Origin of the sequence: Puniceibacterium antarcticum, assembly GCF_002760615.1 — a bacterium.
Taxonomy (GTDB): Bacteria; Pseudomonadota; Alphaproteobacteria; order Rhodobacterales; family Rhodobacteraceae; genus Puniceibacterium; species Puniceibacterium antarcticum.
Window position 1 is genome coordinate 90,550 of the sequence record NZ_AWWI01000064.1, and the last position, 24,751, is coordinate 115,300.

General features: G+C 63.6%; 26 protein-coding genes. 11 read left to right on the top strand and 15 right to left on the bottom strand.

Annotated features, from left to right (window positions below; all coding sequences use genetic code 11):
* The first annotated feature begins 10 nt into the window (after positions 1 to 10).
* Positions 11 to 436 (top strand): ATP-binding protein, encoded by a 426-nt coding sequence (locus P775_RS09845; RefSeq protein ID WP_180287395.1) that lies wholly within the window; start codon positions 11 to 13, stop codon positions 434 to 436.
* A gap of 319 nt (positions 437 to 755) precedes the next feature.
* On the top strand, positions 756 to 2,333 hold the full coding sequence (locus tag P775_RS09850) for a gamma-glutamyltransferase family protein (RefSeq protein WP_099910832.1): 1,578 nt from the start codon (positions 756 to 758) through the stop codon (positions 2,331 to 2,333).
* Between the two features lie 116 nt (positions 2,334 to 2,449).
* Here the strand turns inward: P775_RS09850 and P775_RS09855 are convergent, their stop codons facing one another.
* The 3 genes from P775_RS09855 to P775_RS09865 form a co-directional block, all read right to left on the bottom strand.
* A complete protein-coding gene (locus P775_RS09855; protein WP_099910833.1) occupies positions 2,450 to 3,820 on the bottom strand; it encodes a glutamate--cysteine ligase in 1,371 nt (456 codons plus the stop codon).
* Between the two features lie 62 nt (positions 3,821 to 3,882).
* Entirely contained in the window at positions 3,883 to 4,434 is a 552-nt protein-coding gene (locus tag P775_RS09860; RefSeq protein ID WP_245875622.1) for a hypothetical protein, read from the bottom strand.
* Positions 4,404 to 5,138: a 16S rRNA (uracil(1498)-N(3))-methyltransferase gene (locus tag P775_RS09865; RefSeq protein WP_099910877.1), complete on the bottom strand. Its 735-nt coding sequence runs from the start codon at positions 5,136 to 5,138 to the stop codon at positions 4,404 to 4,406. The genes P775_RS09860 and P775_RS09865 overlap by 31 nt, the downstream gene beginning before the upstream one ends.
* Before the next feature lie 12 nt (positions 5,139 to 5,150).
* On the opposite strand from P775_RS09865, the gene ubiA reads away from it, so the two are divergent.
* From ubiA to P775_RS09880, 3 genes are read left to right on the top strand one after another with little or no spacing between them, the layout of a single operon-like run.
* Positions 5,151 to 6,131, top strand: coding sequence for a 4-hydroxybenzoate octaprenyltransferase (gene ubiA, locus P775_RS09870; protein ID WP_099910834.1), 981 nt, complete (start codon positions 5,151 to 5,153; stop codon positions 6,129 to 6,131).
* Between the two features lie 59 nt (positions 6,132 to 6,190).
* On the top strand, positions 6,191 to 8,197 hold the full coding sequence (locus tag P775_RS09875) for an OmpA family protein (protein ID WP_099910835.1): 2,007 nt from the start codon (positions 6,191 to 6,193) through the stop codon (positions 8,195 to 8,197).
* On the top strand, positions 8,184 to 8,510 hold the full coding sequence (locus P775_RS09880) for a hypothetical protein (RefSeq protein ID WP_099910836.1): 327 nt from the start codon (positions 8,184 to 8,186) through the stop codon (positions 8,508 to 8,510). The genes P775_RS09875 and P775_RS09880 overlap by 14 nt, the downstream gene beginning before the upstream one ends.
* A gap of 53 nt (positions 8,511 to 8,563) precedes the next feature.
* Here the strand turns inward: P775_RS09880 and P775_RS09885 are convergent, their stop codons facing one another.
* Positions 8,564 to 8,857, bottom strand: coding sequence for an HNH endonuclease family protein (locus P775_RS09885; RefSeq protein WP_099910837.1), 294 nt, complete (start codon positions 8,855 to 8,857; stop codon positions 8,564 to 8,566).
* A gap of 80 nt (positions 8,858 to 8,937) precedes the next feature.
* Here P775_RS09885 and P775_RS09890 point away from each other — a divergent pair, with 80 nt between their 5' ends.
* A complete protein-coding gene (locus P775_RS09890) occupies positions 8,938 to 10,140 on the top strand; it encodes a TIGR03862 family flavoprotein (RefSeq protein WP_099910838.1) in 1,203 nt (400 codons plus the stop codon).
* Here P775_RS09890 and holA read toward each other — a convergent pair.
* The 4 genes from holA to P775_RS09910 form a co-directional block, all read right to left on the bottom strand.
* Positions 10,106 to 11,134, bottom strand: coding sequence for a DNA polymerase III subunit delta (holA, locus tag P775_RS09895; protein ID WP_099910839.1), 1,029 nt, complete (start codon positions 11,132 to 11,134; stop codon positions 10,106 to 10,108). The two genes, P775_RS09890 and holA, sit on opposite strands and share 35 nt — an antisense overlap.
* Complete coding sequence (gene lptE, locus P775_RS09900; RefSeq protein WP_099910840.1) at positions 11,131 to 11,631, bottom strand: LPS assembly lipoprotein LptE; 501 nt, start codon at positions 11,629 to 11,631, stop codon at positions 11,131 to 11,133. Before lptE ends, holA begins: the two co-directional genes overlap by 4 nt.
* Entirely contained in the window at positions 11,618 to 14,176 is a 2,559-nt protein-coding gene (leuS, locus tag P775_RS09905; RefSeq protein WP_099910841.1) for a leucine--tRNA ligase, read from the bottom strand. Before leuS ends, lptE begins: the two co-directional genes overlap by 14 nt.
* Before the next feature lie 287 nt (positions 14,177 to 14,463).
* Positions 14,464 to 14,967, bottom strand: a complete 504-nt coding sequence (locus P775_RS09910) for a DUF3576 domain-containing protein (protein ID WP_099910879.1) — start codon at positions 14,965 to 14,967, stop codon at positions 14,464 to 14,466.
* Positions 14,968 to 15,253: 286 nt separating this feature from the next.
* Between P775_RS09910 and P775_RS09915 the strand changes: the two genes are divergently transcribed.
* From P775_RS09915 to P775_RS09925, 3 genes are all read left to right on the top strand, one after another.
* Positions 15,254 to 16,375, top strand: coding sequence for a porin (locus P775_RS09915; protein WP_099910842.1), 1,122 nt, complete (start codon positions 15,254 to 15,256; stop codon positions 16,373 to 16,375).
* Positions 16,376 to 16,470: 95 nt separating this feature from the next.
* Positions 16,471 to 17,940, top strand: a complete 1,470-nt coding sequence (locus tag P775_RS09920) for a tetratricopeptide repeat-containing sulfotransferase family protein (RefSeq protein WP_099910843.1) — start codon at positions 16,471 to 16,473, stop codon at positions 17,938 to 17,940.
* Positions 17,931 to 18,584 (top strand): YggS family pyridoxal phosphate-dependent enzyme, encoded by a 654-nt coding sequence (locus P775_RS09925; RefSeq protein ID WP_099910844.1) that lies wholly within the window; start codon positions 17,931 to 17,933, stop codon positions 18,582 to 18,584. The genes P775_RS09920 and P775_RS09925 overlap by 10 nt, the downstream gene beginning before the upstream one ends.
* Before the next feature lie 164 nt (positions 18,585 to 18,748).
* Here the strand turns inward: P775_RS09925 and P775_RS09930 are convergent, their stop codons facing one another.
* The 5 genes from P775_RS09930 to P775_RS09950 all read right to left on the bottom strand — a co-directional run bounded on the left by P775_RS09930 (position 18,749) and on the right by P775_RS09950 (position 21,375).
* Entirely contained in the window at positions 18,749 to 19,306 is a 558-nt protein-coding gene (locus tag P775_RS09930; protein WP_425439898.1) for a F0F1 ATP synthase subunit B, read from the bottom strand.
* A 13-nt stretch (positions 19,307 to 19,319) separates the two neighbouring features.
* Positions 19,320 to 19,892, bottom strand: a complete 573-nt coding sequence (locus tag P775_RS09935; RefSeq protein ID WP_099910846.1) for a F0F1 ATP synthase subunit B' — start codon at positions 19,890 to 19,892, stop codon at positions 19,320 to 19,322.
* Between the two features lie 87 nt (positions 19,893 to 19,979).
* Entirely contained in the window at positions 19,980 to 20,204 is a 225-nt protein-coding gene (locus P775_RS09940) for a F0F1 ATP synthase subunit C (protein WP_099910847.1), read from the bottom strand.
* 78 nt (positions 20,205 to 20,282) lie between these two features.
* Positions 20,283 to 21,041 carry a F0F1 ATP synthase subunit A gene (locus tag P775_RS09945; protein WP_099910848.1) on the bottom strand — a complete coding sequence of 253 codons (759 nt, stop codon included), beginning with the start codon at positions 21,039 to 21,041 and terminating at the stop codon, positions 20,283 to 20,285.
* Positions 21,031 to 21,375: an AtpZ/AtpI family protein gene (locus P775_RS09950; protein WP_099910849.1), complete on the bottom strand. Its 345-nt coding sequence runs from the start codon at positions 21,373 to 21,375 to the stop codon at positions 21,031 to 21,033. Before P775_RS09950 ends, P775_RS09945 begins: the two co-directional genes overlap by 11 nt.
* Positions 21,376 to 21,661: 286 nt before the next feature.
* Between P775_RS09950 and P775_RS09955 the strand changes: the two genes are divergently transcribed.
* Positions 21,662 to 22,000 carry an ArsR/SmtB family transcription factor gene (locus P775_RS09955; RefSeq protein ID WP_099910850.1) on the top strand — a complete coding sequence of 113 codons (339 nt, stop codon included), beginning with the start codon at positions 21,662 to 21,664 and terminating at the stop codon, positions 21,998 to 22,000.
* Here P775_RS09955 and P775_RS09960 read toward each other — a convergent pair.
* Together P775_RS09960 and P775_RS09965 are read right to left on the bottom strand one after the other, a co-directional pair.
* Positions 21,997 to 22,890, bottom strand: coding sequence for a DMT family transporter (locus P775_RS09960; protein WP_099910880.1), 894 nt, complete (start codon positions 22,888 to 22,890; stop codon positions 21,997 to 21,999). The genes P775_RS09955 and P775_RS09960 overlap by 4 nt on opposite strands.
* Positions 22,887 to 23,783 (bottom strand): LysR family transcriptional regulator, encoded by an 897-nt coding sequence (locus P775_RS09965; RefSeq protein WP_099910881.1) that lies wholly within the window; start codon positions 23,781 to 23,783, stop codon positions 22,887 to 22,889. Before P775_RS09965 ends, P775_RS09960 begins: the two co-directional genes overlap by 4 nt.
* Positions 23,784 to 23,913: 130 nt before the next feature.
* Here P775_RS09965 and P775_RS09970 point away from each other — a divergent pair, with 130 nt between their 5' ends.
* On the top strand, positions 23,914 to 24,495 hold the full coding sequence (locus P775_RS09970) for an FMN-dependent NADH-azoreductase (protein WP_099910851.1): 582 nt from the start codon (positions 23,914 to 23,916) through the stop codon (positions 24,493 to 24,495).
* The last annotated feature ends 256 nt before the right edge of the window (positions 24,496 to 24,751 follow it).

Consider the following 24,751-nt stretch of genomic DNA (forward strand, 5'->3'; position numbering starts at 1 on the left):
CGGCAACCCGGTGCTCCGGCACCACCTTTGCGCCACACAGGACGCGGTCTGCGAAACACTCTCACTTGCCGTCGCAGAACTCGGCAAGGCAGGGATCTCTCGCGCCAAGGTCACACTGATCGAACTGGTGCTGGCAGAGGTGCTGAACAATATCGTCGAACATGCCTATACCGGGCAGCAGAGCGGGCAGATTTCCCTGCGCATCACGCGCAACGGCACGCTGCTCTGGCTCGATTTCTGCGATCAAGGCCACAGCATGCCCGCAGGCAGCCTGCCGCCCTTTGGCGCCCCGAACATGGACGTACCGCGCGCCGACCTTCCCGAAGGTGGGTTCGGCTGGTATCTGCTTCACCTGCTTTCCCTCAAGATCGACTACCACAGAGCGGGGGCGAGCAATCATCTGGTGATCAGCCTCGACCTCGACACGCTGGACTGACGGCCAGCCGCCGGACAATCACCGCCAAATCGCCATTTTCGGGTCCCAATTAGGCCCCAAACGGACAGCATAAAGATCCCATAGCTGTAATCAGCTTCCCTCGGCGTCAATCCTGAATGCCCCCCGGTTCGTGACGCCGAGGCACCATTTCCGCTCTCCAACGCCCGCTTCCGTGATGCGACCATCGCTGACAGGACGGGGCTGCTTTGGCAGATGGCAACAGCGCGCCACTCCATAAGCGGGCAGGACCCGTTCAAAGATTGTGCAAAATGGATCCGCCTCCTATGGTCCGGGCAAAGTCATACGGAGCCTCGGACATATGCGTGATTTTCAAACCCCCGGCCGGTCGCCGGTTATGGTGACAAACGGCCTTTGCGCCACGTCGCACCCCCTCGCCGCGCAGGCGGCGGTCGCGATCCTGCAACAGGGCGGCAATGCCGTAGATGCCGCCATCGCAGGCGCCGCGATCCTGGGTCTGGCCGAACCGGCCATGACCGGCCTTGGCGGTGACTGCTTTGCGCTGATCTCGCCCGCCGGGGGGGATGATATCATCGCCGTGAACGGATCGGGCCGCGCGCCCGCCGCTGCCAGCGCGGCTGCCCTGCGCGCCGCCGGTCACACCACCGTGCCGGTGAACAGCGCCGACGCCGTGACCATCCCCGGTGCCATCGACGCCTTCTGCACCATGTCTGAAACATGGGGCAAGCTGGGCCTTGCCGACAGCCTCGCCCCGGCGATCCGCTACATGGACGCAGGCCTGCCCGTCGCGCCGCGCGCCAGCTTTGACTGGGTGGCCCACGAGGCATCCCTGCAGGGCCATGCCCGCACACATTTTCTGAAAGGCGGCGCGCCGCTGAAAGCCGGCGAACTCTTTACCCTGCCCGGCAATGCCGAAGTGCTGCGCCGCGTCGCTGCAAAAGGCCGCAGCGCATTTTATGAGGGCGAAGTGGCCGAGGATATGCTCGCTGTGCTGAACGGCATGGGCGGCGTGCACAGCCTTGCGGATTTCGCCGCCACCGCCAACACCATCGGCGACCCGATCAGCGGATCGTACAAGGGGCGCGAGCTGTGCGAGCATCCGCCAAACGGTCAGGGCGCGACGGCGATCCTGCTGCTCAACATCCTCGCGCAGTTCGACATCGCCTCGATGGATCCCTTCGGTGCAGAGCGCGCGCATATCGAGGCAGAGGCGACCAAGCTCGCCTATGACACCCGCAACCGGTTCATGTGTGATCCCGCGTCAATGACACGCCTTGATCACATGCTGTCGATGGACACCGCCGTGCGGCTGGCCGAGCTGATCGACCCGAAACGCGCCATGCCCTCGGCCACCAGCATCTCGGAAGCGGTGCACAAGGACACGATCTACATCACCGTCGTCGACCGCGACCGCATGGCCGTGTCGCTGATCTTTTCGATCTTCCATGCCTTCGGCTCGGGCATCGCGTCCGAGAAATTCGGCATCCTGCTGCAGAATCGCGGCGCCGGTTTTTCCCTCACCGAAGGACACCCGAACGAGATGGCGGGCGGCAAGCGTCCGATGCACACGATCATCCCGGGCATGATCCGCGATGGCGGGCGTGTCACCATGCCGTTTGGCGTAATGGGTGGGCAGTATCAGTCCTGCGGCCATGCGCGCATGGTCAGCAACTGGACCGACTTTGGCCTCGACCCGCAGACCGCGCTGGATTCACCGCGCTGCTTTGCCGAGGGCAACACCCTGCAGGTCGAACGCGGCTATTCCGACACGGTGCGCGCCGAACTGGCCGCAATGGGGCATAACGTCGTCATCCCCGACGAACCTATTGGTGGTGCGCAGGCGATCCTGATCCATGAAAATGGCGTGCTAGAGGGCGCATCGGACCCGCGCAAGGATGGCTGCGCAATCGGGTACTAAAGATACAGTGCCGGGCAGATCTTCCGGCACTGAATTTCCCGGCAAGACAGCAGAGATACAAAAGCGCAGCGCCCATCCAAAGGCGCTGCGCTTTTCTTTGTTCCCGAGCGGTAAGCTCAGTAGCTGTATTCTTTATAAATCCGGTCCAGATCGCCGTTCCAGTCGCCGTGATAATGCTCCAGCAGCTCATCGGCGGGTGTCATGCCTGTATCCACGCTTTCCCGCAGCGCGTTCAGGAAATGCGTCTCGTCCGGGACAAGACCGCCAGCGCCCGGGCGCGCCCGCGCCTTCAGCCCCGCTTCGGACAGGTCCAGCACCTCGCGCGCAAGGTCCAGCATGTCGATCTTGCCGACCTTGGCTTGCAAGCCATCGACCGAGGCCGCAATCCGCAGTGCATCCCGCGTCTCGGCGTCCCAGCCCTTGACCAGATCCCAGGCCGCATCCAGCGCGCCCTGATCATACATCAGACCAACCCAAAACGCGGGCAGCGCGCACAGTCGGCGCCACGGGCCGCCATCCGCTCCGCGCATTTCGATATATTTCTTCACCCGCGCTTCGGGGAAGGCGGTTGTCAGGTGGTCGGCCCAGTCGCTCAGTGTCGGACGTTCGCCCGGCAGGGCAGGCAGCTCGCCCTTCAGGAAGTCACGGAAGGACATGCCCAGCGCATCAATATATTTGCCGTCGCGATAGACAAAGTACATCGGCACATCCAGCGCATACTGCACCCAGCGTTCGAACCCGAACCCCTCTTCAAAGATGAACGGGATCATGCCGGTGCGCGACGCGTCAAGATCACGCCAGACGCGCGAACGCCAGGATTTGTGACCGTTCGGCTTGCCCTCAAAGAACGGCGAATTGGCAAACAGCGCCACGGCGACCGGCTGCAGCGCGATGGCCACGCGCATCTTCTGCACCATGTCCGCCTCGGATTCGTAATCCAGGTTCACCTGCACGGTGCAGGTGCGGCGCATCATCACCCGGCCCATAGTGCCGACCCGGCCCATGTAGGAATCCATCAGCTTGTAACGGCCCTTGGGCATCAGATCCATCTGCTCGTGGGTCCAGACCGGGGCCGCACCCAGCCCGATGAACCCGGCGCCGATCCGGTCAGCGACCTCTTTCACTTCGCGCAGGTGCTGGTTCACCTCGTCACAGGTCTCGTGGATCGTCTCAAGCGGGGCGCCGGACAGTTCCAGCGCGCCGCCGGGTTCAAGGCTCACATTGGCAAGCCCCTTGACCAGCCCGGTCAGCTTTCCGCCTTCGACCACCGGATCCCAGCCATGGGCGTCGCGCAAACCTTCCAGCATGGCGCGGATCGAACAGGCGCCTTCATAGGGCAGCGGCAGCAGCGTGTCCTTGGCATAGCCGAACTTTTCATGCTCGGTGCCAATGCGCCAGTCGTCGCGCGGTTTGCAGCCCGAGGCCATGTATTCGGCCAGCTGATCGTGGTGTTCGATCAGGCCGCCGCCGGATTGAGGAATGGACATGGGTCAGGCTCCGCTTTGCCGCATTTGGTTTCGCAAAGGGATGGGCGGAAACGGGCGGGGTGTCAATGCAGCCGCCTGATCGTGTTGACACGGGCAGCACTGCGCCAGATCACAACGATATCACGTTTCGGTTCCCGCATCTCGCGCAGCATGTGTTCGGTGCGGATGCCCGGCAGTGTGGCAAACGAGTCAAACAGCGACTCGGCCCCCTGCGCGGTCAGCGGAATGTGCAGCGGCGGCTGGCCTTTCTGGACCAGCACCCAATGCGGCGGCTTTTCCCCGCGATCAATGCTGAGCGCATCCAGATCGTCCAGATCGACGATGCCGCCGGTCAGCGGGCCAAAGTAGCCGATGCGGCGCTCATTGATCTCGACCACGCCGGGGCCGCCCTCGCCCTGCCGGAACCGTGCCCGCTGAATGCCCGCCACCAGCAGGGCCAACCCACACAGGCAGACGACATAGCCAATCCAGTGCAGCAGACCGCCGCCCGTCAGAAACGCCCAGTAAAGGCCCAGCGCCAGAACACCCGCGCCCGCGATGGCATCCCGCCAGCGGCGCAGTTCCTTTTGTGCGCCGGGGCGGATCAACGCCAGTCCCCATAGGTCATCTGCCACAGGGTCAGCGCCGCAACAGCCGCCGTATCCGCCCGCAGGATTCGCGGCCCCAGCCCGATGATCTCTGCCTGCGGCAATGCATGCAGCCGCGCCCGCTCGGGTTCGGAAAATCCGCCCTCGGGCCCGATCAGAATCGCCCAGGGGCCACTCGCTTCACCCGCCGGGGCACCCCCCACAGCAGGACCCTGCCCCACCTGCCCCTCATCGCAGAACATCAGCCGCCGCTCTGCGGGCCAGTCCGCCAGCAGCCGGTCCAGCTTTTGCAGATCCGCAACCTCGGGCACAAAGGTGCCGCCGCATTGTTCTGCCGCTTCGACCGCATGGGCCTGCAACCGGTCCTGCCGGATGCGTTCGGAATTGGTAAAGGCCGTCTGCACCGGCAGAATCCGCCGCGCGCCCATCTCGACCGCCTTTTCGACGATGAAATCGGTGCGCGCCTTCTTGATCGGGGCAAAGATCAGCCACAGGTCCGGCGGTGTCAGCACCGGGCGCACGAATTCCTCGCACACCAGAATCCCGCCACGCTTGTTGGCCTGCGCCACCCGGGCAATCCATTCGCCGTCCACACCGTTGAACAGCGCGATCCGCGCATCGTCCCCCAGCCGCATCACGGCAAAAAGGTAATTCGCCTGATCCCGCGACAGGGGAACCGGTTGTGCCTCCCCCAGCGGGTGCTCTACAAAAAGTCTGACTTTCGCACTCATGAGGCGCACCATATGACCGACTCCCGGACAACGCCAGAGGGGCTGAACGCCCCTGATCAAGGTCAGGTTGCAGATGCGGTAACGGGCAACTGGGTCGACACGCGCGCCCCCGTCCGGATCCGCCCCTATCTGCGCCTGTCGCGGCTGGACCGCCCCATCGGAACATGGCTGCTGCTGCTGCCCTGCTGGTGGGGTCTGACCCTTGCCATGCTGCATGACGGCAACCTGCGCTGGCAGGATCTGTGGATCTTTGTCGGCTGCGGCATCGGCGCTGTGCTGATGCGCGGCGCGGGCTGTACCTGGAATGACATCACGGACCGGCACATCGACGGCTCGGTCGCGCGCACCGCGTCGCGGCCCATCCCCTCAGGTCAGGTCAGCACGAAACAGGCGCTGGCCTGGGCCGTGGCGCAATGTCTGGTCGCCTTCCTCATCCTCATCACCTTCAACCTGCCCGCCATCCTGCTGGGCATCCTCGCGCTGGCACCGGTCGCGATCTACCCGTTCGCCAAGCGATTCACCTGGTGGCCACAGGTGTTTCTGGGCATCGCCTTCAACTGGGGCGCGCTGCTGGTCTGGACCGCGCATACCGGACGGCTGGAACTGCCCGCCGTGCTGCTCTACTTCGCCGGCATGTCCTGGACGCTGTTCTACGACACGATCTATGCCCATCAGGACAAGGAAGATGACGCCCTGATCGGCGTGAAATCCACCGCCCGCCTCTTTGACAAGGCAACTCCGCTCTGGCTGACCGGCTTCCTGATCCTGACGCTCGCGCTCATGGGGCTGGCGATCGTCCTTGCCATTCCGCAGGGGGCCACCCCGATGCGCGCCATCGCCCTGATCGGCGCCGGCGCCATGGGCGCGCACCTGATCTGGCAACTCCTGCGCCTGAAACTCGACGACAATGACAGGCTGCTGCGCCTCTTCCGATCCAACCGCGATGCCGGTCTCATCCCCGTGCTGTTTTTCGCCGTGGCTCTTTTCGCCTGATTGCGCGCCCCGGCCCCGCAGCGTATCAGGGACCATCGCTGACAAAAACCGGAGCGTCGATGCGCCTCTCGTCCATTGCCATCACATTGGGAACATTCGCTCTTGCAGCCGGTCTGTGCCTTGTCGCGGCGTTCTTCACAGTGCGCCTGATCGAAGACAGCTCTACGGTCGGGGTACGGGCTGAACTGGACCGCGAGGCGCTGACATGGGCCAGTGTGGATGCCAACGGCCTGCAACTCTTCGTGATCGGCACCGCCCCGAACGAAGCGTCCCGCTTTCAGGCGCTCAGCGCGGCGGGCCGTGTCGTGGACACCACCCGCATCATCGACGAAATTCTGGTCAACGACCCCTCGCTCGCACCGCCGCCGCGCTTTTCCATGGAAATCCTGCGCAACGACAACAGCGTGCAGATCATCGGGCTGATCCCGTCAGAAACCAACCGCGACCGGCTGATTGAAGATATCACCAGACTGGCGGGCACCGATGCACAGGTGTCCGACCTGCTAGAGGTCGCGGATTTCGACAATCCCGACGGCTGGGACGACTCCATGCGCTTTGCCATCGCCGCCCTGCGCGCCCTGCCCCGCTCCAAGATCTCGGTCGAGGCGGATCAGGTCTCGGTCAAGGCCATGACCGACAGCGCCGATGCCAAACGGCGACTGGAGGCGGATCTGGCCCGCCGCGCCCCAAAGGGCATGGGCCTCGACATGGATCTGTCCGCGCCGCGCCCGGTCATCACACCGTTCACCACACGCTTTCTGATCACCCCCGACGGCGCGCGCTTTGACGCCTGTTCCGCCGATACCGAAGAAACCCGTGACCAGATCATGCAGGCCGCCACCGCAGCCGGGCTGCGCGGCAAGACCAGCTGCACTATCGGCCTGGGCGTGCCCACCCGCGACTGGGGCGACGCCGTGGCGATGGGGATCAAGGCCATGCAGGATTTGGGCGGCGATTCGATCACGTTTTCAAACGCAGACGTGACCCTGATCGCCAGAATGGGCACCGCACAATCAGACTTTGACCGCGTGGTCGGTGAGTTGGAAAATGACCTCCCCGATGTCTTTGACCTGCATGCCGTGCTGCCAAAGCCGCCCGCGGAAACCCCAGAAGGCCCGCCGGAATTCACCGCCACCCTCAGCTCCGAGGGCAAGGTGCAGCTGCGCGGCCGTCTGTCATCCGAAATATCGCGCAACACGATCGAAAGCTTTGCCCGGGCACGGTTCGGCTCGGATGATGTCTACACCGGTGCGCGGATCGACGAAACGCTGCCCGGCTCCTGGCCCGTGCGCGTGCTGGCAGGACTAGAGGCGCTGTCAAAGCTCGCCAATGGCGCGGTGACGGTGACGCCCGACATGGTCTCAATCTCGGGCGATACCGGCAACCAGAAGGCCAGCGCCGAAATCGCCGGCCTGCTGTCGGAAAAGCTGGGCGAAGCCAAGGATTTCGACATCGCCGTGGTCTACAGGGAAAAGCTCGACGCCTCTCTTGGTATTCCCAGCCCTCAGGAATGCGAAGCGCAGATCGTTGAGATCATCGGTGATCGCAAGATCACCTTTGAACCGGGCTCGGCCACACTCGATTCCTCTGCCAAGGAAATCCTTGACGATCTGGCCGACCTGCTGCAGCTCTGCGGGGACATCCCGCTCGAAATTCAGGGCCATACTGACAGTCAGGGCCGCGAGATCATGAACCAGCAGCTCAGCCAGCAGCGCGCACAATCGGTGCTAGAGGCGCTGCGCAACCGCCGCGTTCTGACCGCCTCCTACCGCGCACGTGGCTATGGCGAAGAAAACCCCGTCGCCGACAATGGCACCGAAGAGGGCCGCGAAGCCAACCGCCGGATTGAGTTTCACCTGATCATCACGGAACCTGAGGTCGCGGCGGAGCCCGAAGCCGACCCCGAGGCCGCGCCGGAAGCCGAAACTGCGCCAGAGCCCGCGACCGAAGCCGAGCCCGAAACCGACGAAGGCGCAGGCCCACCGCAGGACAGCGCCGAAGACATGATCGATGCCGGGGACGATGCCCCCGCCAACGAAGAGGGATCTTCCGATGAACAGAACTGAGTTTGTGGTCGCGACGGCGATTATCCTGTTTGTGGCCTTCAGCCTCGGCTGGTTCGCCAACTGGCTGATCCATCGCTTCACCCGGGTCAGCCAGTCCGATGTCGACCAGCTCGAACAGATGAGCCAGGAACTGCACGAGGCCGAGGAAACCCGCGATCAGGCGATCACCTATCTGCAGCAGCGCGAGGCCGAACTGACCAACCAGCTCGCCCAGACCGAGGCCGAACTTTCCGCCGCCATGGAAGGCCTGCGCGATGCCCGTTACGAGGCGGAAGAGATGCGCGCCTATATGGAACGCATGAACGCAAACTAGGGCAAGCCGCCTTCAACCGGCTGAGTGCGACACAGTTTCGGCCAGCCAGTCCCCTACCGCTTTCTGTGTCCCCCGGCACTGCGGCTGTGAAACCCCGGCGGACGTTTCGCAACCCAGCCCACAAAGGCAGACAATCGCGGATGCCCGCGCAGCGCCTCAAGCGTGTTGAACGCCCGCGCCAGCTCTGCCTCGGTCAATGTCGCGTGAATCTCATTGTGGCAGATCTGGTGCAACCGCACCACCGGCCCGCCCTTGCCACCCTTGAGCTTGGGGATCAGGTGATGCAGGCTCTGTCGACTGCCCGGCGGAATTGGCCGTCCACACAGCCCACATATCGGATCGTCCATGCCTTTCCCCACGCTCTTTCGTCTTTGCGCTGCAGCTAGCGCCCCGGGCGGACATGTCACCCTGCAGTCTGGGGCACCCCATGACCTGTGACGCGCTGGTCATCGGCGGCGGCCCCGCCGGGCTGATGGCAGCCGAGGCTTTGCTGGCCGCCGGGCGCAAGGTCCTGCTGGCCGAGGCAAAGCCCTCGCTCGCGCGCAAATTCCTGATGGCGGGCAAATCCGGCCTCAATCTGACCAAGGCCGAAGATGCCGACGCCTTCCTTGCCGCCTATGGCGACCGCACGCCACAGCTTGCCCCCATGCTCACCGATTTCGGCCCCGACGCGGTGCAGGCCTGGGCAAAAGATCTCGGCCAGCCCCTGTTCACCGGCTCCACTGGCCGCGTTTTTCCAACCGCGATGAAGGCCTCTCCCCTCCTGCGCGCCTGGCTGGCCCGGCTGACGGAACAGGGGCTGGACATCCGCACGCGCTGGCGCTGGACCGGCTGGCAACACCCCGCCTTCCAGTTCGACACGCCCGACGGCCCGCAGGCTCTCACCCCGCAACTCACCGTTCTGGCCCTTGGCGGCGCAAGCTGGGCACGGCTCGGCTCGGATGGCCTCTGGGCCGACAGGCTGCAGACCGCGGGCATCCCCCTCGCCCCGTTCCGCCCGTCGAATGCCGGTCTGCAGGTCGCATGGTCCGCCCATATGACCCGCCATTTCGGCGCACCGCTCAAAAACGTGACCTTCCACGCCGGTCCCCTCACCTCACGGGGCGAGGCAGTGATTTCCACGCGGGGTGTTGAGGGCGGCGGGATCTATCCGCTGACCCCCGCACTGCGCGACGGTGCGGCGCTGCGGCTGGACCTGACACCGGATCTGAGCCTCCAGCAGGTGACCGACCGCCTGACCCAAGCCGGATCGCGCCAAAGCCTGTCCAACACCCTGCGCAAGGCACTATCCCTGACGCCCGCCGCGCAGGCGCTGCTGCAGGAATGCGCCCGCCCGCTGCCGCGCGAGGCGGCCAAACTCGCGCAGATCATCAAAACCCTGACCGTCCCTCATGCCGGAGTCCGCCCGATGGACGAGGCAATCTCGACCGCCGGCGGCGTGCCTTTTGCCGCGCTCGACACCTCACTGATGCTGCGCAACGCGCCCGGTGTATTCTGCGCCGGCGAAATGCTGGATTGGGAGGCGCCAACCGGCGGCTACCTTCTGACTGCCTGCATGGCCACAGGCCTCTGGGCCGGACGTCACGCCGCCCGCTTCACCCCCGGCTCGACAACATCGCCAGCCGGATAAAGCAGCGTTCCACCAGTGCCAGCGCGGGCGCATGCTGCCCCGCCGATCGCAGCTGCAGATCCGTGTCGGTCAGAATCCCCAGCGCGGATTCCAGCCGGAACGCCCCCCAGCCCTGCGCCTGCCGCAGCATCCTGTCCCGGCGCGGGCCAAAAATCGGCGGACGCGCCCGCGCCGCCCCCTGCGCCGGGCCACCGGGATCAGAGGCGACGCTATACAGCGCCCGGAAATGCCGCGTTGCCATGATGATCAGCGTCACCGCCGCCATGCCCTGCCCCTCAAGCCGGGACATCATCGGCCCGATCTCGGCGCTGCGCCCTTCGGCGACCACATGCAGCATCTCGTCCAACTCGGCCTCGCTCGACAGCGGCGCACACAGCGCCACCTCTTGCGGGCTCAGCGGGCTGCTATCGCCCAATTTATACAGCGCAACCTTTTCCACCGTCTGACGGAAATCGCCGGGGTCCAGCTCGCGCGCCAGCGCGCTCAGCGCCTCCATGGCAGAGCGATCGACCTCTTTCAGACCGGACTTCGCCAGATCTGCCTCGATCTCCTCGCGGCTGGGAGGGTCGTTATAAATGCCTACGGCGCAGGCGGATTTATGCCCCTCGAACAGCTTGCGCAGCGCCGATGTCGCCTTGAGCGCGCCCGCCGTCACGATCAGCTGCGCATCGCCGGGCCGCCAGTCCTGCAGCGCGGCGCTAACGGGCTTGGTCAGCGTATCGCTCGCCTCTTCCAGAAAGGCGACGCGCGGGCCGGGGAAAAAGCTTTGTGCCTTCAGCGCATCCAGCAGCATCGCCGGATCCTTGCGCAGCTCTGATCCGGGAATGCGGGTCAGACGCATTTCCGCCTCACCCTCGGGGCCGATCAACGCCGCGATGACCTGCTGGCGCTTCAGCGCGACGCGCATCGCATCCTCGCCATAGATCAGCAGACCGGTGCTGTTCGCGTCGGGCCGGGCGAAATAGCCCGGCGCATCGCGCGGGCTCAGCTTCATTGTGCGGCCTGACCCGTGGCCCAGAGCAGCAGCTGATCCACCATCTGATCCGCCAGAATCACCATAAGCCGCTCCATCGTATCCCGTCTGGCGGCAAGGGTTGCAACGTTGGACCCGGTCGCCGAATAGCCCGCAAAGGCCGAGGTGTCGCGCGTGCTCAGAACCGCGCCCGTGGCGGCATCCTTCAGCGTATACTCCACGGTCCCGATCAGCTGGTAACGGGTGGTCGACCCGGCCGAGGTCGTCCCCAACCCTTCGCTCGTCACCCGGGTGGCATAGCTCAGGGCATACCGCCCCCCCAGTCCACGTCCCAGCCGCTCTTCCAGCCGCTGGGTCAGCAGATAACCTTCGCGCGTATCCGGCGCATCAAGGGCGATTTCGCCCAGCAACATGTCGCCGCCGCCCCCCGGCCCATAGACCGGGGAGAACCCGCAGGCCGCCAGCAGGCCAAGCGCCCCGGCGCCCAGCAGAAAGGTGCGCCGGTTATACAACAACATTCACGATCCTGCCCGGCACGACGATGACCTTTTTCGGCGCCGCCCCTTCCAGCGCCTTGATCACGTTGTGATGCGACAGGGCGAGCTTTTCGATCTCACCCTTGTCCATGTCCTTCGGCACCGTAACCTCACCGCGCCGCTTGCCGTTGACCTGAATAGGCAGGGTCACGGTGTCCTCGACCATCATCGTCTCATCTGCCACCGGCCAGGGCGCATTGGCAATCAGGCCCTCACCGCCCAGCAGCTGCCAGATCTCTTCAGCAAGGTGCGGCGTCATCGGCGACATCAGCTGCGCCAGCGTGCGCGCCGCCTGACGTTTCGCATCCGCCCCCGCATCGGATTTCGCCAGCGTGTTGGTAAAGGCATAAAGCTTGGCGATCGAGGCGTTGAACCCAAAGGACTCGACCCCCTGCGTCACGTCATGGATCGTCTTGTGCATTTCGCGCATCAGCACCGCATCACCATCCGTTGCCGCGGCATCCGACTCGCTCACATCCTGCGAGATGCGATAGACACGCGCCAGATGTTTGGCCGTCGCCTCGGCCCCTGCCGCCGTCCATTCCACATCCCGCTCGGGCGGGGAATCGGACAGCACGAACCAGCGCGCCGTATCCGCGCCGAACTGGCTGATGATCTCGACCGGGTCCACCACGTTGCGCTTGGATTTCGACATCTTGGCCGAGGGGATGACCTCAACCTCACGGCCGTCCGCCAGCTTGCCGTCCGTCACCTCCTCGGGGAAGTGATAGACGGGGCGGCCATCCGCATCGCGCGTCTGATAGATCGCATGTGTCACCATGCCTTGGGTGAACAGCGCATTAAACGGCTCGCGCGCCGCATCCGGCAAGTGGCCGGTCACATTCATCGCGCGCGCAAAGAAGCGGGCATAGAGCAGGTGCAGAATCGCATGTTCGATGCCGCCGATATACTGATCAACGTTCATCCAATACGCGGCCTCGGTCGCATCCGTGGGCGTATCCGAATGTGGCGCGGTGAAGCGCGCGAAATACCAGGACGAATCGACAAAGGTGTCCATCGTATCCGTCTCGCGCAGCGCATCGCCGCCGCAGGACGGGCAGACACAGTTGCGCCAGGTCGGATGCCAGCCCAGCGGGTTGCCGGGTTTGTCGAAACTCACATCATCCGGCAGACGCACCGGAAGGTTCTCTTTCTTCTCGGGCACCACCCCGCAGGTGTCGCAATGGATCACCGGGATCGGCGCCCCCCAGAACCGCTGACGGCTCAGACCCCAGTCGCGCAGACGGAACTTGGTGACACCCTGCCCCACGCCGTTGGATTCGCAAAAGGCGACAGCCGCGTCGATGGCCTCGGTCCCGGTCTGCGCCTCTTCGCCGGCATAGCCGTTGATATAACGCACGGTTTCGGGCTTCGGCGGCACATAGGCCGGGCCGCCCTCCTCGGGCAGGATAAACGCGTCTTCGCCCATCGCCGGCACATAGACCGAGCTCACCGGCAGCTCATACTTGCGCGCAAATTCCAGATCGCGCTGATCATGCGCCGGGCAGCCAAAGATCGCGCCGGTGCCGTAATCCATCAGGATGAAGTTCGCCACATAGACCGGCAGTTCCCAGGAGGTATCAAACGGATGGCGCACCCGCAGCCCGGTATCAAAGCCCTTCTTCTCGGCCTTCTCCATCTCTTCTTCAGAGGTGCCCATACGGCGGCATTCGGCGTTGAACTCGGCCAGCTCGGCATTGTCCTTTTCCAGCTGCTTGGCCAGCGGATGATCGGGTGAGACGCCGACAAAGGACGCGCCCATCAGCGTGTCGGGACGGGTCGTGTAGACATCAATCCGGTCAAACCCGTCCGGTGCGTCGATGGTCGAGAACGCAAACTGCAAACCGCGCGATTTGCCGATCCAGTTGGCCTGCATCAGCTTGACCTTGGCCGGCCAGTTGTCCAGCCCGTCCAGCGCCTCCAGCAGATCATCCGCCATGTCGGAAATCTTGAAAAACCACTGCGTGAGTTCCCGCCGTTCGACAACAGCCCCCGACCGCCAGCCGCGCCCGTTCTCGACCTGTTCATTCGCCAGAACGGTCATGTCGACCGGGTCCCAGTTCACCACTGCGTTCTTGCGATAGACCAGCCCCTGCTCCAGCATATCCAGGAACAGCGCCTGCTGCTGGCCGTAATACTCCGGATCACACGTCGCGAATTCGCGCGACCAGTCGATGGACAGGCCCAGCGGCTTCATCTGCGCGCGCATGTCGGCGATGTTCTGATAGGTCCAGTCCTTGGGATGGCCGCCGCTCGCCATGGCAGCGTTTTCCGCCGGCAGGCCAAAGGCATCCCAGCCCATCGGGTGCAGCACCGCATGGCCGGTGGCCAGCTTGTAGCGCGCGATGACATCACCCATCGTGTAGTTGCGCACATGGCCGATGTGGATGCGCCCCGACGGATAGGGGAACATCTCAAGCACATAGTACTTGGGCTTGTCGTCCGACCGGACGGCCTTGAACGTCAGGGCCTCGTCCCAGGCCTTCTGCCATTTCGGTTCGATTGCGGCGGGGTCATAGCGCGACATGTGAAATCCTCTTCAGCGCGGGCCCCTCAGCGCGGGCTGGGCGGCGCGTGCATCTCTTTTGCACAGGGTGATAGGGCCAAGGCGCTGGATCGTCCAGTGTCATGGACCATCGCGCGGCACCAAGATGTCAATCGCCGGGCCGGGGCATCTGAAAATCCGCGCACGGGGCGCGATCCAAAGACCACAGCCAGATCCCGGCCGGTCAGCGCCCTCCCGGGCAAAGACACCGGGGCAAACAAACCGGGGCAGACAAACCGGGCAGCCCGTCGGACAGCCCGGCAAGCGGTTCAGAAGCGTGTATCGGCCTGACGCAGCTGGCGCGCACGGGTCAGGATCGCATCCTCGACCGCACGCAGGGTTCCGGCGTCCACCGGACCAGAGCGCGTTGCCAGCGCAAGGTTCAGCGACCGCGCATCCAGCGCAGGGTCGGACACATAGATGGTGGCGCGGTATTCACGTCCGCCACCCGGCGGCGTGCCATAGCCTGTGGTGATCACACCGGTAAACGGATCGACAGACTGCACCGGCAAGAAGTTCAGCACTTCCAGCGAGGCATTCCAGAGATACTTGTTCACCGCCCCTACGGTCGCGGCATCGCCACGCTCGCGGAAGATGTCCCAGATGGTCGACTTCGGCGCGCTCCGGCCATTATAATACTCAGCATCCGCGATCTCTTGGGCCGAACGTGTCTCTACCGCTGGCGCATTGGCGCCCCGGGTGCCGCAGCCGGCAAGGGCAACCAGCGTCACAACCAGGGTCGCAAACATCCCGTGGCCTGTGATGTTACGCATTTTGTCCATATCTTCCCGCTCCTGCCGGTCTTTTCGGTCTGTGCGAATCCTTACCTGCCCCGCACGCGCCCGACAAGGCGAAGTTCACCGGACACCCCGCCCGCCCCTGCAGGACAACGCCCTCAGCGCCCCTCGAAAGCTTTGTGACAAATGCGCATCACTGAAAAGCTTGTTGCCTTAACGAAATCCTGATCGCTTGCACGAATGGCGTCATGGGGAGCATAGAGCATTCATCAAGTCCGGGCATTCGGATTGGTACGTGCCTTACGAACACATGAGGGAAAAAATGAAAAAGATTCTTTTTGCAACCACCGCGCTGGTCGCATCCGCCGGTTTCGCATCTGCCCAGGACCTGGGTGTGGCCATGACCGGTAGCGCCGAAATGGGCATCTTCTCCAAAGACCGCCTGAACGTAAACACCGGCGCAGTCACCGAAAGTGATTCCCAGTTTTTCACTGACCTGGACATCCGCTTCACCATGTCCGGCGTTGCAGACAACGGCCTGACCTTCGGTGCGACCATCGATCTGGACGAAGCTGCTGACCGCAACAACCCCGGCAAGTTCGAGACACCTTCGGACCAAGGCGGCGAGGCAATCTTTGTTTCGTTCGGCGGCGCGACATTCACCATGGGTGACACCGATGGTGCTTATGACGCACGCATCGGCGAAGTTGCTCTCGCAGGCGGTTCGCTGAACGACGACGAAACCACCCACCTCGGTTTCGACGATCAGGACGGCCTGTTTGACGGCTTCGCAAGCGGCATCGACGGCTCCGCAGACGGTCAAGTCGCTCGTTTCGACTACACCTTCTCGACCTTCACGTTCTCCCTCTCCATGGAGCAAGGCGACAACGGTGCAGGCGATGTGGACAACATCTACGGCGCAGGCGTTTCCTATGACACCGTCATGGCCGGCATCAACCTCGGCCTCGGCCTTGGCTACCAGGCGCAGAACGACTTTGCAGACTCAGTTGGCTTCTCGGTCATCGGCGGCATGTCGAACGGCTTCAGCGCAGGCATCTCCTACGCAAGCACCAACTTCGACGACAATGCTCAGCGCGGCGCCACAAACGCTGTTGCAGCAACTCCTGCCACTGTTGACCTCGTAACCGGCGCGATCATCCCGGGCACAGCAGCTATTGCTGCTGAGTTCGCAATCGGTGACGAAACTCAGAAGAACTTCGGCATCGGCTTCGGCTACGAAATGAACGCATTCGCGGTCGGCCTGAACTACGGCAAAGTCACCAACGCAAACGGCGTTGACGGCTTCGACGTCGAAGGCGTTGGCCTTGCAGCCGCATACGACCTCGGTGGCGGTCTTCAGGCACAGTTCGGCTACGGCCACAGCTACAGCGACGATTTCGACAACGTGAACTCGTACTCCGCTGGTCTGAGCATGTCCTTCTAAGTTCAAAAGAACTTGGATTTCTGGAAAGAGCGGGCCTTGGCCCGCTCTTTTCTTTTGCGCCTGTGCCACTTATCAAGCGGGAAAGGAGACCCGCCATGCTTCCTGCGCTGCAGACCCGGATAAAGGCCCAGTACGATACCGCCCTGCGCGCGCTTGGCGCCGGTCAGCTGGACGCGGCCGAAACCACCCTGTCCACCATCCTCAAAACGCTGCCCGACTCTGCCGAAGTGCATTTTCAGCTGTCCCGGATCGCCCATCTGCGCGGCGATCACGCCTCACGCGCGCGCCATATCGCGGCGGCCCTTGCCCAGAAACCCGACGAAACCGCCCTGAACGAAGCGGCGGTTCAGGCCTTTGCCGCCATCGGCGATCAGGACGGGGCGCTCGCCGCCCATGACCGCCTGATCGCGGCCTTTCCCGGTGACATCAAACGGCAGGTGGACAAGGCCCTGACCCTTCAGTTCGCCGGACGGTTCGATGCCGCAGAAACCCTGCTGCGCAAGCTGATCAGAAAGCATCCCGAACAGGGTTCGCTCTACCGCATCCTTCTGGCCGCCCACAAACTGCCGACCGGCGATCCGCTGATGCGCGCCATGACAAAGGCGCTGGCCAATCCCCGCGCCTCCGACAACGCGCGCATGCACCTCAGCTATGCTCTGGCCAAGGCGACCGAGGATCAGGGCACCATCGACAAGGTCTTTGCCCATCTCCACCGCGCCAATGCCCTGCAGCGCAAGCTCGCCCCGTTTGACCGGATCGCACGGATTGCCGAAAACGCCGCCTATCTATCGGCCCAGGACGGCGCGGACCTCAGCCCGCTTGGCGACCCGCAGCCGCTGCGCCCGGTCTTTGTCACCGGCATGCCGCGCTCTGGCACCACGCTGGTCGAACAGATCATCGCCGCGCACAGCAGCGCCACGGCGGGCGGAGAACTGGCCCATGCGCTCAAGCTTGCCGTCGCCGCCTTTGGCACCCGCGACGGGCTGGCCCCGCTTGGATCGATTCCCGACGTGCAGATTACAAAATATGCGCAGGATTACACCGATCTGGCCCGCAGGGACACCGGCGCCACCAGCGGCCTCGTCACCGACAAGTCGATCCAGAATCACCCGATCTATGGGCTGCTACACCGCGCCCTGCCCGGTGCGCGCTTTGTCATCGTCCACCGCGACCCGCGCGACATTGCCGTGTCGATCTACAAGAACCATTTCAAGACCGGCGCGCATCGTTATGCCAACGATCTGTCCGACATCGCCTTCACGATCAGGACCTTCCGCGCCAATGTCGCCTTCTGGAAATCCCGCCTGCCCGGCGTGATCCACGAAATCCGGTACGAGGATCTGGTTGCCGATCCCGAACCGCAGACGCGCGCCCTGATCGCCGCCGTCGGGCTGGACTGGGAAGACGGCTGTCTGACCTTCCACAAGGCCGGAGGAAGCGTCAAGACACTGAGCCTGCATCAGGTCCGCCAGCCGATCTATCGCGGCTCGGCGCAGGCCTGGCGCAAATATGAAACTGAACTGGCTCCGTTCATCGAAGCCTGGGGAGATGAGCCATGGGACTGACAGATATCAAGGAACGCCTCGCAAAGGCCGAAGCAGAGGCCGGACGCGCCCCGGGATCGGTAAATCTGATCGCCGTGTCCAAGGTGCAGCCGAACGAACGGGTCGCGGCGGTGCTGGACCAGGGCCAGCGCCTGTTCGGTGAAAACAAGGTGCAGGAAGCGGCAGGCAAATGGCCAGACTTCCGCGAAACCTATCCCGACGCTCAGGTGCATCTGATCGGCCCGCTGCAAAGCAACAAGACCCGCCAGGCGATGGAGCTGTTTCAGGCGATCCATGCGCTGGACCGCCCGAAGCTCGCCAGCGCGATTGCGCGCATCGCGCAGGAAATCGGCTCCTGCCCGGATCTGTTCATTCAGGTGAACACTGGCGAGGAAGAGCAGAAGGCCGGCATCCTGCCCGCTGAGACCGATGCCTTTGTCGCCGAATGCCGCGCGCTGGACCTGCCGGTTGTCGGGTTGATGTGCATCCCGCCGGTCGATGAAACGCCGTCGCTGCATTTCGCCCTGCTGGCCAAGATGGCGGCGCGAAACGGGCTGGACGGGCTGTCCATGGGCATGAGCAGCGACTTTGAGGAGGCGATCAGCTTTGGCTCCACCCATGTGCGGGTGGGATCAGCAATCTTTGGCGAGCGCGATTACGGATGATCCCTGCGCGGGGTCTGGGGCGTGGCAGGGGGCGCTGCCCCCGCCCTGCGGGCTCCCCCGGGATATTTGGGGGCAGATGAAACACCGGGGCCTTATCTGAGGGCGAGATACGAAAAACCCGGCGGGATACGCCGGGTTTTCTGTTTCTGACGAAGGGTCGCGGTTCAGTGGAGCTTTTGGCCCACATCCGCGATGGACTCGTCGATCAGCTGCGCGGAACGCTCTTTGGTCATCTGCTTGGCGATCACATCGCGTGCAGCCGCCACCGCCACGGTGATGGCGCGGTCACGCACTTCGCGCACAGCAGCCGCTTCGGCCGAGGCGATCTGATCTTCGGCAGCGGCCATGCGGCGCGCCAGCGATTTTTCCAGATCCGACTTTGCCTTGTCTGCGGCATCCTGTGCCTCGGTCTTGGCTTGTGCAACGATCCGGTCAGCCTGTTCCTGCATCTCGCGCTGCTTGCGCTCGTAAGAGGCAAGAAGCGTCTGGGCCTCTTCCCGCAGGGCGCGCGCTTCGTCCAGATCGCTCTGAATGCCGACGGCACGCTTGTCGAGAAGGCCCATCACCATCGTCGGGATCTTGAAGTAGACCAGAACGGCGATGAACAGGAGGAAGGCCAGCAGCACAACAAAATTGGTGTTGTGCAGCGAAAAGAACGCCCCCGTCGCCGCAAAGGCCGGTGATGCGGCCAGAGCGGAGAGGGCAGCGGCAAGTGTCAGCATATGGCGCATGGCGTTACCCTTTCATCCGGTTGTCGACAGCGTCGGAAATCACGGCCGTATCGGCGGAACCACCCAGGGCAGCAACCAGCGCTTCGGCTGTGTCCTTGGCCACGGCTTCGACATTTTCCATGGCAGAGGCACGGATCGCGGCAACGGCGCTTTCCGCTTCGGCTGTTTTCTCGGCGATGCGGGCGTCAGCCTCTTGGGTGGCCTTGGTCACCTGCGTCTTGATCTCGTCGCGGGTGTTCTGCGAAATCGCCTGCGCTTCCGCGCGGGCATCCTTCAGCGCCTGCTCGTAGGCGGCTTCCGCTTCCGACGCCTGACGCTTCAGGTCTTCGGCACGGGCGATATCATTGCTGATCGTGCCCTGACGTTCTGCCAGAACGGCTGCAATGCGCGGCAGGGCCACGCGCGACAGCACAAGATAGATGACGATCAGTGCGACAAGCAGCCAGAAGATCTGGTTGGCCCAGGTCGAAAAGTCCAGCTGCGGCATGCCTGTTGATGAGGTTGCCATATCGTGCCCATCTACGCCCATGACGTCGGCCATACCGTTTCCGGTGGCACTATGTGTTTCAGTAGCCATGTGGCCGTCCTCCAGGGGTGCTTTTCTTCACAACGGGCGGGGCCGCATGACGCAGCGCCGCCCGAGCGTAAGGATCAGAACCGATGCTTAGACAGCGAACATCAGCAGCAGAGCGATGAGGAACGAGAAGATCCCCAGGGCTTCTGCGAACGCGATACCGATGAACAGCGTTGCGGTTTGTGCAGCAGCAGCGGACGGGTTGCGCAGCGCGCCCGACAGGAAGCTTGCAGCGACGTTGCCGACGCCCAGGGCTGCGATACCGGTTCCGAGACCTGCAATGCCTGCGCCGATGTGTGCGAGTTGACCTTCCATGGGTGTATCTCCTTACGATTGGAAGTTGAGTAGAGGTCGGGAGAGGACGCGGTCAGCGCACCCCTGCCGTTTGGGTGATCAGTGGTGCGGGCTCAGCGCGTCCTTGAGATAGACGCAGGTGAGGATGGTAAAGACATAGGCCTGGATAAAGGCCACAAGGACCTCAAGCCCGTACATCGCCGTGATCGCAAGGATCGAGATCGGCGAGACGACAGCCAGTGCGGCAAAGCCTGCGAAAACCTTGATCACGGCGTGGCCGGCCATGATGTTGCCCGCAAGACGAATGGAGTGGCTGACGGGACGCACGAAGTACGAGATCAGCTCGATGATCGCCAGAACCGGGCGCAGGGCCAGCGGCGCGCTGGTGACCCAGAACATGCCAAGGAAGCTGACGCCATTGTTGACGAAGCCAAGGATGGTGACAGCCAGAAACACCGCCAGCGCCAGAACCACGGTCACCGCGAAATGCGACGTGGTGGCAAAGGACATCGGGATCAGACCCAGGAAGTTGGCCAGAACGACAAACATGAAAAGCGACATGATGTAGGGGAAATACTTGACCCCGTCCTTGCCGGTCACATCTTCGACCATCTTGTAGACAAAACCATAAGCCAGTTCGCCAACCGACTGGCTGCGCGACGGGATGATCGCCCGGCGCGACGTGCCCAAGACCATGATCGCAATCACGGCCAGGACGGTCAGTGCCAGCCAGAGCGTCGCGTTCGTCAGGGTGAACATGCCAACGGGGCCGTCACCGAACAGCGGCCTTACAATGAACTGGTCCATCGGGTGGAAAACCAGACCGCCGGTTTCGGCGCCATTCGCTTCAGTCGCCATGCTGTGCCCTCTCGTTCTCTTGGGCCATGTCGGCCAATTTCTTTTCCTGGATCTCGGCGGCAGAGCGCATCATCGTCTTGACGCCTGCAACCAGTCCCAGCAGTGTGAATATCAGCATCATCCACGGCAATGTGCCCAACAGCACATCCAGCCCGTATCCGATGCCGAAACCGATCCCCAGACCGGCAACCATCTCAATAACCATCCGCCAGGCAAGGTGTGCCTGCGAATAATGCTCGTCCTGGTGCGCCTTTCCCGGTGCCCGCGCTGCCTTCGCAGCGGCTATCCGCGCTTCCAGTTCGGCCATCTGCCGCTTTGGATCGGGATCACTCACGCTCGTCGCCCCTTTCGGACCAGTGACCCTGTGCTATGCGGCAGCACGATCCGAGTCAACAGCCCGTGATGCGTCAGAATGCGCATTTCAAGCCCTTGATTTCAAATGATTTCCGTCAATGCCGCGCAGGGTGTCTAACGCCCCCTGCCCGCATTGCCCCCTGATTTCGGGCCGAAGGGCATATTCAACTTGATGGTTGAATTTGCATGAACGGTCTGCCGCCCCGCCCCCGGCGCCAAATGCACACCTTGACGCGCCCGCCCCTTTGACAGCCTTATGGCGGGCCATGACCCCATCCCTGGATACAGTTTTTGCCGCGCTTGCGGACCCGACCCGCCGCCGCATCCTTTCGATGCTGCTAGAGGACGACATGGCCGTGACCGATGTCGCCCATCCGTTTGAAATGAGCCTTGCCGCGATTTCCAAACACCTCAGCCTGCTCGCCACCGCCGGGCTGATCAGTCAGGAAAAGCGCGGCCGGGTGAAGTGGTGCAAGCTGGAACCCGACGCCCTGCGCGCCGCCTCGGTCTGGATGCAGGGGTTCGGACAGTTCGAACCGGTGCATCTGGACGACTTCGAACGCTTTCTGGCGCAGGAACTGCCCGAAGCCCCCGAGGACCTCTAGACCGCGACCCGCTCTTCATCCTTGAGCAGCAGCACCAGCGCGACCATTGTCAGCGCCACGCCGATCAGCACCCGCACCGCCGGTGCGCCGTGCCCCAGCGCCACCTCCCAGATCAGCACCCAGCACGGGGTCAGATAGGTATAGGCCAGAACCTTGGCCGAGGGCAGGCGCAATGTGCTGTAACGGATCAGTGCAAATGTCAGCGCCGTCGCCGCAAGCGCCGTATAGACGATGGTGATCCAGACAATCCCCGGCAGCGCCAGCCAGTCGGTGGCAAGGATCGCAGGCGCGCCATAGACCCCCAGCAACACCGCCCCCGTCACCATGATTCCGGTGTTGAACACCAGCGCAGGTTCGCCCCGGCTTAATTTGCGCATGAGCGGCACATACAAAGCATGCGCCACACTGCCCCAGAAAAAGATCACCTCGCCCGTGTCGATGCGAAAGTCCAGCAGCGCGGCCAGATCGCCCCGGAACACCACCCACAGTGCCCCGGCCCCGCCGACGGCCAGCGCCAGCGCCATGCGCGGCGTTGTGATCTGGCGCAGCAACAGCCAGCCGAACGCCCCGGCCAGGATCGGGTTGAGCGTGAAAATGGCGGCAAGGCTCACCGGCGCCGCCGTGCGCAACCCGGTGAACATCGCCACAAAATAAAAGGCAAACAGCCCCGCCAGCACCACATAGCGCCACGGCGCGGCCCAGGCCCCCGCAACACGCTCGCCCCGCGCCAGCATCACCCCGACCACAACGGCAGCCGCCAGGGCAAAGCGCGCGGCGTTCAGCGCTTCGGGCGCAATGAACGGCGTCGCCATCCCGCCCAGCGAAAAGGATCCCGCAACAAGGGCCGAAAAACACAGCATCGCCAGATGCCCGCGCAGGGCCTCGGTCATGCAGATGCGCACTCCGCCGTGCCGCTTGGCCCGACATAATCCTTCAGGTGCTTGAGAAAGGCCTGAACCTTGGCCGTGCGGTGCAGATCCACATGGGTCACGAGCCAGAGCGGCACCTCCCATTCTGGACGGGGCGGAAAGATCTCGACAAGCTCGGGATGCTGCGCCGCCTCGAACGTGCCGAAAAACCCGATGCCGGTCCCCTCCAGCACGGCGCGTTCCAGCACCCGGCTGTCGGTGCTGCGAAACACCACCCGGTCATAGGTCACCACCGACCGCAGCCAGCGCTGAAACGGCGCGCGGTTGTCGGGAACGTCATGCGCCACAAAGCGATGCCCGGCCAGATCCGTTTCATCCGCAGGCCGCCCATGTTTTTCGACATAGGCCTGCGAGGCGTACAACCCGATCTGCTGCGCGGTAAACGGCTGCACCACATTGTCCGGCTCTTCGGGGCTGGGTCCGGCGCGCAGCGCAATATGCGCCTCACCATATTCCAGCCGGAACACCCGCTCATCGGTCAGATAGCGTACCACCACATCCGGGTAATTGTCCTGAAACGACACCAGCGCCGGCACCATCAGCGGCGCAAAGGTGATCAGCGAGGTGACCAGCAATTCGCCCGACACATCCGCGCCCCGCCCCCTGATTCGCCCGACCAGCTGGTGAAACTGCTCATCGGTGGTCTGCCCGACCCGCGCCAGATCCTGCCCCGCTTCGGTCGCCGTATAGCCGCGCGCATGGCGCTGGAACAGTTTGACACCCAAACGCTGCTCTAGTGCGTCGATATGCCGGATCACCGTCGCATGGTGCACGCCCAGCACCTCGGCCGCACCGCTGACGGTGCCCAGCCGGGCCACCTGAAAGGCCGTTCTGATCTCATCCCAATTGTCCATCAGGCCCTCTGTGCGCTGGATCACATATCCTGTGTACTTGGGCGGATTGAGTGCAGATTTGCAAGGGCCATATAAGGGTCAACAAACACAATGCCTTCAACAGGAAGTGACCTTCCGAAAGGACCCGACCATGACCAACCATGTACTCCGCATCGACACCTCTGCCCGCCACGAAGGTTCCGTTTCCCGCGAGCTCACCGACAAGGTGCTGGCCAAGCTCGCAGCCAAGGACGTCACCGTGCGTGACCTGTCCACCCCGCTGCCGCTGATCGATTCGACCTGGATCGGCGCAAACTTCACCCCTGCCGACACCCGTTCGGACGACCAGAAATCCACGCTGGCCCTGTCCGACACCCTGATTGCTGAACTCAACGCCGCCGACACCATTGTCATCGGCCTGCCCGTCTACAACTTCGGCGTGCCCTCGACCTTCAAGGCCTGGATTGACCTCGTCGCCCGCGCCGGCGTCACCTTCCGCTACACAGAAAATGGCCCCGAAGGCCTGCTGACCGGCAAACGCGCCATTCTGGCCGTCGCCTCCGGCGGCACCGAAGTCGGTTCGGATTATGACTTCGCCTCCACCTATGCCCGCCACATTCTGGGCTTCATCGGCATCACCGATGTCACAATCGTCTCGGCCGACCGCCTGATGGTTGACCCCGAAGCGTCGCACAAGGCCGCTGACGAACAGATCGCCGCACTGGCCGCCTGATCATCTGATCACAGGGACGGTCCACCCCCCGCCGTTCCGGCCAGTCGTCCGATGCGGACCCCTTCCTCCGAGGGGGTCCGCTTTTTTTATCGGCCCGCCCTGCGCGCAAGGCCGCCCGCCGCGCACCCCGCGCCACTTGACTCGCGCCACCACCTCCCCTAAGGAAACTCCAATTCTCCGGGAGTATGTTAACTTCCGGTCCCATGGGCGTAGCCCGGGATCGACCTCCGTCAGCGCGTTGCGCCCACGGGGGCAT

Excerpts from the sequence above, each read along its gene's own strand:
- ubiA (WP_099910834.1), top strand. The coding sequence starts at position 5,151 with ATGACCGACTCCCGGACAACGCCAGAGGGGCTGAACGCCCCTGATCAA.
- holA (WP_099910839.1), bottom strand. The coding sequence starts at position 11,134 with ATGAAGCTGAGCCCGCGCGATGCGCCGGGCTATTTCGCCCGGCCCGAC.
- P775_RS09960 (WP_099910880.1), bottom strand. The coding sequence starts at position 22,890 with ATGACCGAGGCCCTGCGCGGGCATCTGGCGATGCTGTGTTTTTCGGCC.
- P775_RS09855 (WP_099910833.1), bottom strand. The coding sequence starts at position 3,820 with ATGTCCATTCCTCAATCCGGCGGCGGCCTGATCGAACACCACGATCAG.
- P775_RS09890 (WP_099910838.1), top strand. The coding sequence starts at position 8,938 with ATGACCTGTGACGCGCTGGTCATCGGCGGCGGCCCCGCCGGGCTGATG.
- P775_RS09865 (WP_099910877.1), bottom strand. The coding sequence starts at position 5,138 with ATGAGTGCGAAAGTCAGACTTTTTGTAGAGCACCCGCTGGGGGAGGCA.
- P775_RS09930 (WP_425439898.1), bottom strand. The coding sequence starts at position 19,306 with ATGCTGACACTTGCCGCTGCCCTCTCCGCTCTGGCCGCATCACCGGCC.
- P775_RS09935 (WP_099910846.1), bottom strand. The coding sequence starts at position 19,892 with ATGGCTACTGAAACACATAGTGCCACCGGAAACGGTATGGCCGACGTC.
- P775_RS09885 (WP_099910837.1), bottom strand. The coding sequence starts at position 8,857 with ATGGACGATCCGATATGTGGGCTGTGTGGACGGCCAATTCCGCCGGGC.
- P775_RS09915 (WP_099910842.1), top strand. The coding sequence starts at position 15,254 with ATGAAAAAGATTCTTTTTGCAACCACCGCGCTGGTCGCATCCGCCGGT.
- P775_RS09875 (WP_099910835.1), top strand. The coding sequence starts at position 6,191 with ATGCGCCTCTCGTCCATTGCCATCACATTGGGAACATTCGCTCTTGCA.
- P775_RS09910 (WP_099910879.1), bottom strand. The coding sequence starts at position 14,967 with ATGCGTAACATCACAGGCCACGGGATGTTTGCGACCCTGGTTGTGACG.
- P775_RS09955 (WP_099910850.1), top strand. The coding sequence starts at position 21,662 with ATGACCCCATCCCTGGATACAGTTTTTGCCGCGCTTGCGGACCCGACC.
- P775_RS09880 (WP_099910836.1), top strand. The coding sequence starts at position 8,184 with ATGAACAGAACTGAGTTTGTGGTCGCGACGGCGATTATCCTGTTTGTG.
- P775_RS09965 (WP_099910881.1), bottom strand. The coding sequence starts at position 23,783 with ATGGACAATTGGGATGAGATCAGAACGGCCTTTCAGGTGGCCCGGCTG.
- P775_RS09940 (WP_099910847.1), bottom strand. The coding sequence starts at position 20,204 with ATGGAAGGTCAACTCGCACACATCGGCGCAGGCATTGCAGGTCTCGGA.
- P775_RS09970 (WP_099910851.1), top strand. The coding sequence starts at position 23,914 with ATGACCAACCATGTACTCCGCATCGACACCTCTGCCCGCCACGAAGGT.
- P775_RS09925 (WP_099910844.1), top strand. The coding sequence starts at position 17,931 with ATGGGACTGACAGATATCAAGGAACGCCTCGCAAAGGCCGAAGCAGAG.
- leuS (WP_099910841.1), bottom strand. The coding sequence starts at position 14,176 with ATGTCGCGCTATGACCCCGCCGCAATCGAACCGAAATGGCAGAAGGCC.
- P775_RS09850 (WP_099910832.1), top strand. The coding sequence starts at position 756 with ATGCGTGATTTTCAAACCCCCGGCCGGTCGCCGGTTATGGTGACAAAC.
- P775_RS09920 (WP_099910843.1), top strand. The coding sequence starts at position 16,471 with ATGCTTCCTGCGCTGCAGACCCGGATAAAGGCCCAGTACGATACCGCC.
- P775_RS09945 (WP_099910848.1), bottom strand. The coding sequence starts at position 21,041 with ATGGCGACTGAAGCGAATGGCGCCGAAACCGGCGGTCTGGTTTTCCAC.
- lptE (WP_099910840.1), bottom strand. The coding sequence starts at position 11,631 with ATGTTGTTGTATAACCGGCGCACCTTTCTGCTGGGCGCCGGGGCGCTT.